We start from the raw sequence: 12,370 nt of genomic DNA on the forward strand, positions 1-12,370 counted from the left end.
ACACGCCATGCCAGCAATCGTCATCACCGGCGCCCAGTGGGGCGACGAGGGCAAGGGACGCGCCACCGACCTCCTCGGCAGCCGCGTCGACTACGTCGTGAAGTTCAACGGGGGCAACAACGCCGGGCACACCGTCGTCGTGGGCGACGAGAAGTACGCCCTGCACCTGCTCCCCTCCGGCATCCTCACCCCGGGCGTCGTCCCGGTCATCGCGAACGGCGTCGTCGTCGACATCGAGGTGCTGTTCCACGAGCTCGAGGCGCTGAGCGCCCGCGGCGTCGACGTGTCGAAGCTGCTCGTCAGCGCCAACGCGCACGTCATCACCAGCTACCACCGCACCCTCGACAAGGTGACGGAGCGCTTCCTCGGCAAGCGCCAGATCGGCACCACCGGCCGCGGCATCGGCCCGGCGTACGCCGACAAGATCAACCGCGTCGGCATCCGCATCCAGGACCTCTTCGACGAGAACATCCTCCGTCAGAAGGTCGAGGGCGCCCTCGACCAGAAGAACCACCTGCTGGTGAAGGTCTACAACCGCCGCGCGATCCTGGTCGAGCAGGTGCTGGAGGACCTGCTGCAGTACACCGAGCGCCTCCGCCCGATGGTCGCCGACACGTCGCTGATCCTCTCGCAGGCGCTCGACGCGGGCAGGACGGTGCTGTTCGAGGCCGGCCAGGCCACGATGCTCGACGTCGACCACGGCACCTACCCGTTCGTCACCTCCTCCAACGCGACCTCGGGAGGAGCGGCCACCGGCTCCGGAGTCGCACCGAACCGCATCGACCGCGTCATCGCGGTCATCAAGGCGTACACGACCCGCGTCGGCGCCGGCCCGTTCCCGACCGAGCTCTTCGACGAGTGGGGCGAGTACCTCCGCCGGCAGGGCTTCGAGTTCGGCACCACGACCGGCCGCCCGCGCCGCTGCGGCTGGTACGACGCCCCGATCGCCCGCTACTCGGCGCGGATCAACGGGGTCACCGACTTCGTCCTCACCAAGCTCGACGTGCTCTCGGGCCTCGAGACCATCCCCGTCTGCGTCGCCTACGACGTCGACGGCGTGCGCCACGACGAGGTCCCGGTCTCGCAGAGCGACTTCCACCACGCGAAGCCGATCTACGAGGAGTTCCCAGGCTGGCAGGAGGACATCTCCGGCTGCCGCGAGTTCTCGGACCTGCCGCAGACCGCGCAGGACTACGTGCGCGCGCTCGAGGCGATGAGCGGCGCCCGGTTCTCGGCGATCGGCGTCGGCCCGGAGCGCGAGCAGGTCGTCGTGCTGCACGACCTGCTCGACTAGAGGCGGCGAGGAGCCGGGCCGGGCAGCCCTCTCGGAGGCGGCCGACGTGGTCACAACGGAGGAAGAACCTCGGTGACCTCGCGGAGTGACGCGGATCCCCGGCCCTCTCGACGAATCCTTCCTGCGGTGTGGACACGACCGCCGCCGAGCGCGCCGGATAATCGGCGCATGCAGATCTACGCCGACCTCCCGGCCGTCCGCGCGCGGCAGATCCTGGCCGACGCCCTCGCTCTCGGCGTGGCCGTCGTGGCGATCGCCGCGGGGATCGCGGTCGGCTCGCTGATCGCCGGCCTGGCCGAGATCGGCCGGCGGCTCGAGAGCGCCGGCAGCGGCTTCGGCTCGACCATGAGCGACGCCGGGACCACCCTCGGCGGCATCCCCCTGCTCGGCGACGCCGTGCGCGCGCCGTTCGACGAGGCGAGCGGGGCCGGCTCCGTGCTCGCCGCCGCCGGACGCGACCAGCAGCAGCTCGCGAGCGCCCTGGCCGTGGTCGCCGGGCTCGCCGTCGGGGGCCTCCCGCTCCTGCTCCTGGCCGTGCTCTGGCTCCGGCCCCGGCTCCGCTTCGCCCGCCGGACCGCCGAGCTGCGCGCCCTCGGCTCGACCGGCGGCGGAACCGAGCTGCTGGCCCTGCGCGCGCTCACCCAGGCGTCCCCCCGCGACATCCTCGCCGCGCACCCGGAGGCCGCCGCAGGCTGGCGGACCGGCGACCCCGCCGTCACCGCCGCGCTGGCGGCCCTCGCCCTCCGCGGGGCGGGGCTCCGGCCCCGCTGACCCCGGAGGACCACCGCGGGTCCGCCGGAGGGATGATGCCGCGAGCCACTGCGGACGACGCCGGCGACAGGGGTGCCTCCGTAGCGTCGAGGACATGCAGAACCAGACCTCCTCCGTCGTGGCGCGCGTCGAGGGCGTGCGCAAGCTCTACGGCAGCACGCCGCCCGTCGTCGCCCTCGACGACGTCACGCTCTCGATCGAGCGGGGCGAGTTCACCGCGGTGATGGGCCCCAGCGGATCCGGCAAGTCGACGCTCATGCACGTCCTCGCCGGCCTCGACACCGCCTCCTCCGGCCGCGTGTTCCTCGGGGACGCCGAGATCACCTCGATGAGCGACGCCGAGCTGACCGTGCTCCGCCGCCGCAGCGTCGGCTTCGTCTTCCAGGCCTTCAACCTCGTCCCCACGCTCGACGTGCGCGGCAACATCCGCCTCCCGTTCGAGCTCGACGGCCGCTCCGTGACCGGCGACGAGGAGCAGTGGATCGCCCGGCTGATCGAGTCCCTCGGGCTCCGCGAGCGCCTCACGCACCGGCCCCATGAGCTCTCGGGCGGGCAGCAGCAGCGCGTGGCGATCGCCCGCGCCCTCGCCACCCGGCCGCAGCTGATCTTCGCCGACGAGCCCACCGGCAACCTGGACTCGCGCACCGGCCGCGAGGTCCTCAGCCTGCTCCGGGCCTCCACCCGCGAGTACGGCCAGTCGATCGCCATGGTCACCCACGACCCGATCGCGGCGGCCTACGCCGACCGCATCGTCTTCCTCCGCGACGGGGCCGTCGTCGACGACCGCCGCGGGATGAGCGCCGAGGAGATCTCGCGCGCGATGCTCACGATGGAGGGCGCGGCGTGAGCGGCGTGCGCACGGGCTCGAGCCAGGGCGAGGGCGCCATCGTCACCGTCGCCGCACTCGCCGCGGCGTTCGGCGCCGTGCTGGTGCAGGTCATCGCCGACATGGTCGCGGCCTTCGCGGCGGCGGGGATCGACGGCATCGGCCAGGTCGCCCTCATGCTCGGGATGGTCGGCGCCGTCTTCTTCGGCATCGCGGTGTTCGTGGGCGGGATCGTCACGGCCAACGCGGTCTCGACCGTCATCGCCGGGCGCACCCGCGAGATCGCCCTGCTGCGCCTGCTCGGCGCCTCCGGCCGGTCGCTGCGCAGCGGGATCGTCCGCACGGGCCTCCTGCAGGGGCTCCTCGGAGCGGCGATCGGCCTGGTCGCCGGCGTCGCTCTCGTGGCGCTCGCCGCGGAGCTCGCCATCCGGAGCGGCACCCTGCCCCGCTTCGACTACCCGCTCGTCTCGCCCGGCCTCGTGCTGCCGCTGATCGCCGTGGTCGCCTCGACGGTCATCGCCTCGTGGTCCGGATCGCGCCGCGTGCTCGCGGTCGCGCCGTCGCAGGCCGCCGGATCGTCCGCCGAGCCCCGCTACGAGGAGCTGCGCGGCCGCACCGCCCGCAACGTCACGGCGATCGTCTTCGTCGTGATCGGCGCGCTGCTGCTCGCCGCCGGCGTGGTCCTCGGGCTCGCCAACCCCGGCGGCGTCCTGCTCGGGCTCGTCGGAGGCATGGCGTCCTTCACCGGCGTGATCCTCGGGGCGCCCGTCCTGCTCCCTCCGCTCACGGCCCTCGTGGGCCGCGCCTTCGGCCGGGGCCCCGTCGCCCGACTGGCGTCCGCCAACGCCGTCCGCAATCCGGCGCGCAGCGCCCGCGCCGTCATCGGACTGGTCATCGGAGTGTCGTTGGTCACGATGTTCGCGGTCGCCGCCGCCACCTTCGGCACGATCATGGAGCGCTCGGGTGAGACGAACCCCGAGGTGATCGCGGCGTTCGAGCAGTTCATCCAGGTGAGCACCGCGGTGATGAGCGTCCTGCTCGGCTTCTCGGTCGTCCTGGCCGCCGTCGGGATGGTCAACACGCTGTCGCTCAGCGTGCTGCAGCGCCGGCGCGAGCTGGGCCTGCTCCGCGCGCTCGGCTTCACCGGCTCGCAGGTGCGGTCGATGGTGGTGCTCGAGGCGGCGCAGATGATCATCGCTGCCGCGGTGCTCGGCATCGTGCTCGGGATCGTCTACGGCTGGTGCGGCGCGATCTCGGTGTTCGGCTCGCTGCCGGGCATCGGACTGATCCCGCCGACCGTCCCGGTGCCGATCCTGGTGGCGGTGCTCGTGGTCGGTGTCGTGATCACGGTCGTCTCGGCCGTGCTGCCCGCCCGCCGCGCCACGAAGGTGTCGCCGGTCGCCGCTCTCGCCGTGGCCTGAGGACCGGCACCACGTAGAACCCGCGGCCCGAGGATCGGCGCCCTCACCACGGAGGACCCGGTGGCCGAAGGGCCGGCGCCGCGCAGAACCCGCAGCCGGAGGGCCGGCGCCCTCACACCACCGAGAACCCCGCGGCGAGGGGCTCCCGCCCGCTCAGCGCGAGCAGGAGCTCCTCGCCGCGTCCGGCTCGAGCGGCCAGCCCACCGGTCAGCGCGATGCACGCCTCGACGGCCTCGGCGGGCAGCACGTGCGGGATCCCGGTGGCCCGCGAGAGGTCGAGCGTGTGCACGACCAGCTCGAGCAGCCGGGTCCGGAGGTACTCGTCCAGCTCGATCGCGTGGCCGCCCACGGCGACGAGGCGGCCAGGACGCCGGGCGGCGACCAGCTCGACCGCGCGGCCCGCCGCCTCCGCCAGCGCCTGAGCCGGCCTGTCGCCGAGCAGCAGCCCCGCCTCGACCCCGCGTCGCGCCACCGCCGCGGGGTCGGCGACGTTCCCGGCCAGCGCGGCGTAGTAGTCGAGCGCGTCCTCGATGGTCGGCTCGGGCGGCTCCGGAGCGAGGAGGTACGCCTCGACCGTCAGCACCGCTCGCGACGCATGGCCCGCGAGGCCGCGGACGTCCCAGACACCGAGCCCCGGCTGCTCCCACTGGTCCTCCCGCACCTGCGCGAGCAGGCCGATGAGGGCGGCGGCGGCGGACTCGAACAGCGCGGCGGTGCTCATGGAGCCATGCTGGCACGGTGCCCCACACTGATCGCATGAGCAGTCCCCGCCGCCCCGGTCCCGTCACGCTCGTCGGCCGCTCGATCGTCCTCGAGCCGCTCGCCGCCGAGCACGTCGAGCCGCTCGGGCGGGCGATCGGGCGTCCGGAGGTGTTCGCCGGCGGCTACGGAGGAGGACCCGCCGGTTTCCCCGGCACCCCGGAGGAGTTCCGCGCCTTCGTCGACCGCTACTACCCCTGGGGCACGGGCCTGCCGTTCGCTGTGCTGCAGGAGGGGCGCGTCGTCGGCACGACCTCGCTGGCCGACTTCGACGAGACGCGCGAGGCGGCCCACCTCGGCTGGACGGCCTACGCGCCCGAGACGTGGGGCACCGTCGTGAACCCGGAGGCGAAGCGGCTGGTGCTCGGGCTCGCCTTCGACAGCGGCTACGAGCGGGTGAAGCTCCAGGCGGATGCGGTGAACGCGCGCTCGCGGGCCGCGATCCTCCGCCTCGGCGCCGTGTTCGAGGGGGTGCTCCGCCACGACCAGCGCCGGGCCGACGGCTCGTGGCGCGACACGGCCGTCCACTCGATCCTCGCGGCCGAGTGGCCGGCCGTCCGCGACGCGCTCGACCGCCGGATCGACGCGGCGCTAGCGCTCCCCGCCTCGACCGCGCAACCGCTGACCGGGCGGCCGCCCGAGGAGTAGGAAGGAGGCATGGAACGCATCCACTACGCCGGCAGCTCCGTGCTGACGGGTACCGCCATCGCGCGGTCGCTGCTGGCCTACGCGGAGGCGCTGGCGCTCACCAAGGGGTCGATCACGGTCGACATCCCGATCCGCCAGGAGTCCGGCCGGCCCGGACGGGCGGCGCTGCTGATCGGACCGGCGAGCCAGCTGTTCTCGGAGTCCGAGGACGACGGAGCCGAGGAACTGCTCGACGAGGAGCTCGTCGAGCGCTTCACCCGCGAGACGGCCCGCCTGGGCGTCTCGCACCCCGTGGCCGAGGAGGACGGCGGCGCCGGGCCCCTCTCCGCCGTCGATACCGAGATCCCGCACTTCCACGGGGAGGACGACTCCTGGTGAGCGTCCGGGGCGCCGGTAGGATCGACACTCACGACTCCGCCCGATCCTTCGCGGACGGGCGACTTCCCGAACGGAGAACCGCCTGATGGGGCGACTGATCTACGACTCGACCCTCGAGGCCGACTTCGACGACCGTCTGCTGGCGCACCTGCAGATCGTGATCGGCTCGAAGCTCGCGCGCAACGAGTCCTTCTACTTCTCGTGGAAGGACTCGCAAGCGGTCGGCGACGGACGCACCTCGATCTGGCTACACCCCGCCATCCCGCTGCGCTTCAAGTACCACGGCGGCCGTGCCCCGAACATCAACCCGGACTGGATCCGCCAGCTGCTCGCCGACTCGCACACGGCGCACGGGCTGCGGATCAGCGAGGAGCCCCACGGGACCGCCCGTCAGAGCGAGGAGAGCATGCTGTGAAGCGCGTCGAGATCATCTACGGCGGAGCGCCGTTCAGCCTGAGCGAGACGTCGGCCGCGGAGGTGCGCGAGAGCATCGACCGCGCCCTGGACGGCTCCGCGTCGCGCTGGATCACGGTGAACCAGGGCGAGGGCGAGCCCCGCGAGACCTCGATCCTGATCACGCCGGGCGTGGCGTTCTCGGTCGCCGACGTCGCGCACTGAGGTCGACGCCGCGGTCACGGTGATCGCCGCCGCTCACGCCGCCGGCCCGGGCCGGGGCGCTCGCACCGCCGGCCCGCCTCGGAACGACTGCCGTCCTCAGCGCACCCGCGCCGCTCAGCCCGCCAGCACGCGCGGGAACTCCCCCGGGATCTCGCTCGCGAGGTACCCGGCCGGGCCGATGCGCGCGGAGAGGCGCGTGTCCGCCTCCGTGTGCAGGAACGCGCCCCACGCGGCCGCGCCCATCGGATCGACGCCGCGCCCGCGCAGGCCCGCCGTCGCTCCGGCGAGCACGTCGCCGCTGCCCGCGGTGGCCAGCCCGGGGTGCTCGCCCTCGATCCGCACCGCGTCGCCGTCCGGCGAGGCGATGGTGTTGAACAGGCTCACCACCGCGCCGTAGCGCTCGGCGACCGCGAGGGCGGCCCGCTCGACGTCGTCGACCTCCTCGCCGAGGAGCCGGGACGCCTCCTCCGAGTTCGGGGTCAGCAGGAGCCGGCCCGCGAGCCTCCGCGCGAGACGGCGCTGCCCGGGCAGGACTCCGAGCGGGAAGGCGTCGAGGTGCACGGCCGGCACGTCGTCGAGGAGCGGAGCGAGGGCACGGAGGGTCGCGGCGGTCGCGCGCGGGTCGTCCAGGCCGGGTCCGATCAGGGCGACGTCGGCGGAGGAGAGCTCGCCGGCCAGGACGTCGAGCCCGCGGCCCGAGACGGAGCCGGTGCGCGTCTCCGCGAGCGGGACCACTCCGCACTCCGGCAGCGCGACCGCGGTGGCCGACGCGACCGACTCGGCGACGCAGAGCGTGATGCGACCCGCGCCGGTCCGCAGCGCGGCGATCCCCGCGAGGATCGCGGCGCCGGGCGTCTTGCGGGCGCCGCCGACGACGACCACGTCGCCGCGGGAGTGCTTCGAGCCTCCGGGCTCCGGGAGGGGCCAGCGCTGCTCGAGCAGGGCGCGGGAGACGAGGTCACTCATGAGGGTCTCCTTCTCCGGCCGCGCGGTCGTCGTGCCGGATGACGGGGGCGCCGGAGCGCTCGAGGTGGGACGTGCGGTTGAAGAGCTCGAGGCGCCACGCATCGCCGTCGCGGACGAGACGGGTGACGGAGCCGTTGGCGACGGGCGTCGAGGCGCCGATGTCGAGCAGCTCGTGCTCGGAGAGGCCCTCGAGGACGTAGCGGAGGACGAGGACGACCGCGTCGTGGCAGAAGAGGATCGCCGGCCCGGGAGGCGCGGCGACGGCGAGGTGGTCGACGAAGGCGCGGACGCGGAGCGCGAGGTCCGTCCAGGCCTCTCCTCCCGGCGGCCGGTAGTAGAACTTGCCGAGCCACTCGCGCCGCGCCGCCTCCTCGGGCATCCGGGCCCGCACGCCGGCGGAGGTGAGGCGGTCGGTGACGCCGAGGTCGCGGTCGCGCAGGCGCTCGTCGTGGCGCAGCCGCAGGTCGATGCCGGCCTCGCCGAGGGCGAGGCGGGCGGTCGCGGAGGTGCGGCGGTAGGGCGACGTCCAGGCGGAGGCGGGCCGCGCCTCCTCGGCCAGCCAGCGGCCGAGCGCGCGGGCCTGCTCCTCGCCGGCGGGGGAGAGCTCGACGTCGGGGTCGCGGCGGTCGACGGCGATCTCGTGCGCCCCCGAGGCCTCGGCGGCGCTCGCCGCGATGTTGGCGAGGCTCTCGCCGTGGCGGACGAGGAGGAGCTCGGTCGGGCCGGTGGAGGAGGCGGGCATGACTCCACGCTCCGCCTCGAGGGCCGGAGGCGCCAGGGGGTTCCGCCGCGGCGACGCGGGTTGCTACGGAGTCGTCAGGGGTTCCGCCGTCGTCAGGGCGCCTCTCCGTCGGCGCGCTCCTCCGCCGAGACCGCCGTGACGACCGCGGTGAGCGTCTCGGGGTCGCTCAGGATGCGGAAGTGCCCGCCGGTCTCGATCCGGACGTTGACCGCGCCCTCGAGCATGCTGCCCTCGGGGATGTGCGGGTCGAAGAGGCCGAACACGGACGTGATCCGCGCGTTCGCTCCGGAGCGGCTCGACAGCAGCAGGGTCGTGGCGTCGCGCGGCGAGAAGGCGCGCAGGCTCCGGAGGACCAGGTAGGGCGCGTAGCGGGAGCCGCCGAACGGGGTCGCCACGGCGACCATCCGGTCGACCCGGCCGTCCGGGTCGAGCTCGGTCATCACGTACTTGCCGATCAGTCCGCCCTTGCTGTGGGCGACGATCACCACGTCGCGGAGCCCGTGCTCGGCGAGGTAGGCGGCCACGTCCTCCGCGGTCCGGGCGACCGGGCGGCCGTTGCGGCCGAGGCTCGTCAGCACGTGGAGAGGGTGCCCGCGCTCGTGCAGCGGATCGATGACCGGGCGGAGGAAGGACCAGGTCTCCCAGATCCCCGGCAGGACCACGACGGGCCGCCGGTCGCCGTCGAGGTAGTCGTCCGGGGCACGGCGCGAGAGGACGCCGCGCACCTGCCAGGCGACGGCGTAGGCGTAGTCGCGGATCCACCAGACGGCGTCGCGGACCAGGCGCCGGAGCCGGCTCATGCGGCCGGCTCCGACCGGAGGGGGAGCGGGGCGGCGGGCCTCTCGCCGAGCGCGGCGGCGAAGCGGAGGATCTCGCGGGCGAGCGCTCCGGGCTCGGTGCGGGGGACGACGTGGCGCGAGCCGGCGAACTCGACGAGCCGCCCCTCGCGCGCGTGGGCCGTGAGCCGCTCGCACCAGTCACGGGTGGCGATCGGATCGTCGCGGCCGCGGGCGACGAGGACCGGCACCTCCAGCCGGGCGACGCGCTCCTGGACCGGATGCCGCAGCATCTCGGGCAGCTGGCGCAGGTACCAGCGCAGGCCGCCGCGCAGGTAGTCGGCCAGCAGGATCGCGTCGACGCCCACCGGCTCGCCGAGGCAGTCCCGCAGCAGCGCGAGCCCCTGGCGGACCGCGCCGGGCCGCTGCGGATCCACCACCGGCCCGATGAGCACCGCGCCGTCGACCAGGCCGGGCGCGCGCAGCCCCAGCTCGACCGCCACCTGCGACCCCATCGAGTGCCCGACGACGACCGCGCGCGAGACGCCCAGTCCGCGGAGGACCTGCTCGACCTGCCGCGCGTGGTCCTCGAGGCCGATCCTCCGCCGCGGTCGCGCGTTCGCGCCGAAGCCGGCGAGGTCGACGCCGATCACCCGGCCGTGCCGCTTCAGGCGGGCGGCGAGCGGCGAGAAGGTGTGGTGCGACATCCCGATCCCGTGGATCAGGACGAACACCGCGCCCGCTCCGGCCGGACCGGTGTCGACCGTCCGCAGCGTGACGCCCTCGACCTCGTGTCGCACGGGGAGGACGCGGCGGGGCGGTGTCGGCAGCATCGTCCCAGGCTAGGGATCGGCGGCCGGCCGCGCGGGGGGATGCGCCCGCTCCCGCCGTGGTCTAGGCCGCATCCACCCTGGGGAGGAGCGTTCACCCCGCCGGCCGCCGGCGGTCTCCGCCGAGCGTCCCGTCGTGCCCGCTGTCAAGCGGCTCCTCCGCGGCGGCGCCCCTGCCTAGCCTCGGAGGAGGGGGTCGGCGTGCGCCGCTCCCGGAGGGATGACGCCGTGCGGATCGCGATCGTCGGGGCGACCGGCAACCTGGGGACGGCTCTGCTGCGGCGCCTGCACGGCGAGGCCGGGGTGGAGGAGATCGTGGGCATCGCCCGCCGGGCCCCTCGGCTCCGCTCGGAGGAGTACCGCGACGTGCGCTGGGTCGAGATCGACCTCGCGTCGAGCGTCGCCCCGCGGCGGCTCCGCGAGGCCTTCGCCGGCGTCGACGCCGTCGTGCACCTCGCCTGGGCGCTGCAGCCCAGCCACGACGAGCCGTTCCAGCGGCTGGTCGACGTCGGAGGCACCGCGGCCGTGCTCGAGGCGGTCGCCGCCGCGGGAGTCGGCCAGGTCGCCGTCGCCTCGTCCGTGGGTGCCTACAGCGCGGCGCCGAAGTCGATCCGGGTGACCGAGGACTGGCCCACGGGCGGCCTGCACACCTCGACCTACAGCCGCCACAAGGCCGCGAACGAGCGGCAGCTCGACGCCTTCGAGGAGCGGCACCCCGAGATCGTCGTCACACGCCTGCGCCCGGGGCTCGTCTTCCAGCGCGGAGCGGCGACGGAGATCGCCGGGCTCTTCGCCGGTCCCCACTACCCGACGCGGTGGCTGAAGGCGGTCCGGATCCCGGTCCTTCCGCTGCCGAGGAGCATCGTCTTCCAGGGCGTGCACGCCGACGACGTGGCCGACGCCTTCTGGCGCGCGCTCGACCGGCGCGCCGGCGGGGCCTTCAACATCGCGGCCGAGCCGGTCCTCACTCCGGAGCGGCTGGCGCACGCCTTCGGCGCCCGCCTGGTCACGGTGCCGTTCGGGCTGCTCCGCTCCGTCGTCACCGCGACCTGGCACCTGCGCCTGCAGCGCACCGACGCGGGCTGGCTCGACATCGCGGGCAACGTCCCGGTGATGTCGACCGAGCGCGCCCGCGCCGAGCTCGGCTGGGCGCCGACCCGCACGGCGGAGGAGGCGCTCGCCGAGCTCGTGGCCGGCCTGGCCGACCGCTCGACCGTCCCGGGCTCGCCCCCGCTCCGGGGCTGATCCGGCCGGGAGTCGATCAGAGGCGAGCCCTCGCGGTCAGTCGGCGACGCGGATGAGCACCTTGCCCGTCGCGCCCTGCTCGACCGCGTCGTGGGCGGCCGCGGTCTCCTCGAGCGGGAACCAGGTCAGCGGGAGGCCCGCCTCCTCGCCCACCGGGAGCGCGCCGTCGGCGAGCGCCGCGGTGATGTCCTCGGCCGCGGCCTGCAGCGCCTCTTCGCCCACCGTGTAGAGCAGCAGGCCCTGCCACCGGGCGTTCTTCGCGAAGCTCGCGACGATCGGCACGGTGAACTCGTCGCCGTTGTTGTTCGCGTAGTACCCGATGCTGCCGTGGTTGGCGAGCACCTCGACGTCGAGCGCGGCGTTCTGAGCCGGTGCGACCTCGACCACGTGCTGGACGCCCTGGGGGGCGAGCTCGCGGATCCGGTCGGCGAGGGCGTCGTCCGGGTACTGCAGCACGTGCTGCGCACCGGCCGCACGGGCGAGCCGCTCCTTGGAGTCGCTGCTCACCGTCGCGATGACGGTCGCCCCGGCCCAGACCGCGAGCTGGATCGCGGCGTGCCCGACGGCTCCGGCGCCGCCCTGGACCAGGACGGTGCGGCCGGCGAGGGTGCCGGGCGCGAGACGGGAGGGGCCGTGCTCGTGCACGGTGAGGGCGCGGTGGGCGGTCATCGCGGGGACGCCGAGGCTCGCGGCGACGTCGGCGCCGACGCCCTCGGGCAGGCGCACGACGTGCTCGGCGGCGAGCACCGCCGACTCCTGCGCGGTGCCGGTGGGGCGGCGGTGCGCGGAGAGGTACATCCAGACCCGGTCGCCGACGGCCAGGCCCTCGACGCCCTCGCCCAGCGCCTCGACGACACCGGCGCCGTCCTGGTTCGGCACGACCTCGTCGAACGCGAGGTCGCCGTCGGCGCGCGCCTTCCAGTCGGTCGGATTCACGCCCGACGCCAGGACGCGGACGCGGACCTCGCCGGCGCCCGGCGCCCGCTCCTCCCGGTCGACGAGGGAGAGGACGGAGGAGTCACCGGTGCGGGAGTAGACGATCGAACGCATACGGAGGGCAAGGAGCGCGGGCGGCGGTGTATTCCCGGCGGCACGA

Annotated in this window: 15 protein-coding genes; 9 read left to right on the forward strand and 6 right to left on the reverse strand. The window is 74.6% G+C overall.

Features of this window, described 5'->3' with window-relative positions; translation table 11 throughout:
- Positions 1-7 precede the first annotated feature (7 nt).
- The 4 genes from C5B95_RS09160 (at position 8) to C5B95_RS09175 (ending at position 4,312) form a co-directional block, all read left to right on the forward strand.
- Positions 8-1,294, forward strand: a complete 1,287-nt coding sequence (locus C5B95_RS09160; protein WP_104234282.1) for an adenylosuccinate synthase — start codon at positions 8-10, stop codon at positions 1,292-1,294.
- 168 nt (positions 1,295-1,462) lie between these two features.
- Complete coding sequence (locus C5B95_RS09165) at positions 1,463-2,065, forward strand: hypothetical protein (protein WP_104327663.1); 603 nt, start codon at positions 1,463-1,465, stop codon at positions 2,063-2,065.
- Positions 2,066-2,159: 94 nt separating this feature from the next.
- On the forward strand, positions 2,160-2,912 hold the full coding sequence (locus C5B95_RS09170; RefSeq protein WP_104222781.1) for an ABC transporter ATP-binding protein: 753 nt from the start codon (positions 2,160-2,162) through the stop codon (positions 2,910-2,912).
- A complete protein-coding gene (locus C5B95_RS09175) occupies positions 2,909-4,312 on the forward strand; it encodes an FtsX-like permease family protein (protein WP_258059897.1) in 1,404 nt (467 codons plus the stop codon). The genes C5B95_RS09170 and C5B95_RS09175 overlap by 4 nt, the downstream gene beginning before the upstream one ends.
- A 112-nt stretch (positions 4,313-4,424) precedes the next feature.
- Here C5B95_RS09175 and C5B95_RS09180 read toward each other — a convergent pair whose 3' ends face one another.
- Positions 4,425-5,033, reverse strand: coding sequence for a maleylpyruvate isomerase N-terminal domain-containing protein (locus C5B95_RS09180; protein ID WP_104348998.1), 609 nt, complete (start codon positions 5,031-5,033; stop codon positions 4,425-4,427).
- 35 nt (positions 5,034-5,068) lie between these two features.
- On the opposite strand from C5B95_RS09180, the gene C5B95_RS09185 reads away from it, so the two are divergent.
- The 4 genes from C5B95_RS09185 (at position 5,069) to C5B95_RS09200 (ending at position 6,715) form a co-directional block, all read left to right on the forward strand.
- The gene (locus tag C5B95_RS09185) at positions 5,069-5,719 is read left to right on the forward strand and encodes a GNAT family N-acetyltransferase (protein WP_104348999.1); all 651 of its coding nucleotides are present in this window, start codon (positions 5,069-5,071) and stop codon (positions 5,717-5,719) included.
- 9 nt (positions 5,720-5,728) lie between these two features.
- Entirely contained in the window at positions 5,729-6,097 is a 369-nt protein-coding gene (locus tag C5B95_RS09190; RefSeq protein ID WP_104222777.1) for a hypothetical protein, read from the forward strand.
- Between the two features lie 85 nt (positions 6,098-6,182).
- The gene (locus tag C5B95_RS09195) at positions 6,183-6,512 is read left to right on the forward strand and encodes an ATP-dependent DNA ligase (protein WP_104222776.1); all 330 of its coding nucleotides are present in this window, start codon (positions 6,183-6,185) and stop codon (positions 6,510-6,512) included.
- On the forward strand, positions 6,509-6,715 hold the full coding sequence (locus tag C5B95_RS09200) for a hypothetical protein (protein ID WP_104222775.1): 207 nt from the start codon (positions 6,509-6,511) through the stop codon (positions 6,713-6,715). The genes C5B95_RS09195 and C5B95_RS09200 overlap by 4 nt, the downstream gene beginning before the upstream one ends.
- A gap of 114 nt (positions 6,716-6,829) precedes the next feature.
- Here C5B95_RS09200 and C5B95_RS09205 read toward each other — a convergent pair whose 3' ends face one another.
- From C5B95_RS09205 to C5B95_RS09220, 4 genes are all read right to left on the reverse strand, one after another.
- Complete coding sequence (locus C5B95_RS09205; protein ID WP_104273158.1) at positions 6,830-7,681, reverse strand: NAD(P)H-hydrate dehydratase; 852 nt, start codon at positions 7,679-7,681, stop codon at positions 6,830-6,832.
- Complete coding sequence (locus C5B95_RS09210; protein WP_104349000.1) at positions 7,674-8,423, reverse strand: histidine phosphatase family protein; 750 nt, start codon at positions 8,421-8,423, stop codon at positions 7,674-7,676. The genes C5B95_RS09205 and C5B95_RS09210 overlap by 8 nt, the downstream gene beginning before the upstream one ends.
- Before the next feature lie 92 nt (positions 8,424-8,515).
- The gene (locus C5B95_RS09215) at positions 8,516-9,223 is read right to left on the reverse strand and encodes a triacylglycerol lipase (protein ID WP_104349001.1); all 708 of its coding nucleotides are present in this window, start codon (positions 9,221-9,223) and stop codon (positions 8,516-8,518) included.
- Complete coding sequence (locus C5B95_RS09220; RefSeq protein WP_104339997.1) at positions 9,220-10,032, reverse strand: alpha/beta fold hydrolase; 813 nt, start codon at positions 10,030-10,032, stop codon at positions 9,220-9,222. Before C5B95_RS09220 ends, C5B95_RS09215 begins: the two co-directional genes overlap by 4 nt.
- Before the next feature lie 225 nt (positions 10,033-10,257).
- Between C5B95_RS09220 and C5B95_RS09225 the strand changes: the two genes are divergently transcribed.
- Positions 10,258-11,274, forward strand: coding sequence for an NAD-dependent epimerase/dehydratase family protein (locus C5B95_RS09225; protein ID WP_104222770.1), 1,017 nt, complete (start codon positions 10,258-10,260; stop codon positions 11,272-11,274).
- A gap of 36 nt (positions 11,275-11,310) precedes the next feature.
- On the opposite strand, the gene C5B95_RS09230 is transcribed toward C5B95_RS09225, so the two are convergent.
- Positions 11,311-12,324, reverse strand: a complete 1,014-nt coding sequence (locus tag C5B95_RS09230) for an NADPH:quinone reductase (RefSeq protein ID WP_104349002.1) — start codon at positions 12,322-12,324, stop codon at positions 11,311-11,313.
- Positions 12,325-12,370 lie beyond the last annotated feature (46 nt).

Source organism: Rathayibacter sp. AY1A7, assembly GCF_002930845.1.
GTDB lineage: Bacteria > Actinomycetota > Actinomycetes > Actinomycetales > Microbacteriaceae > Rathayibacter.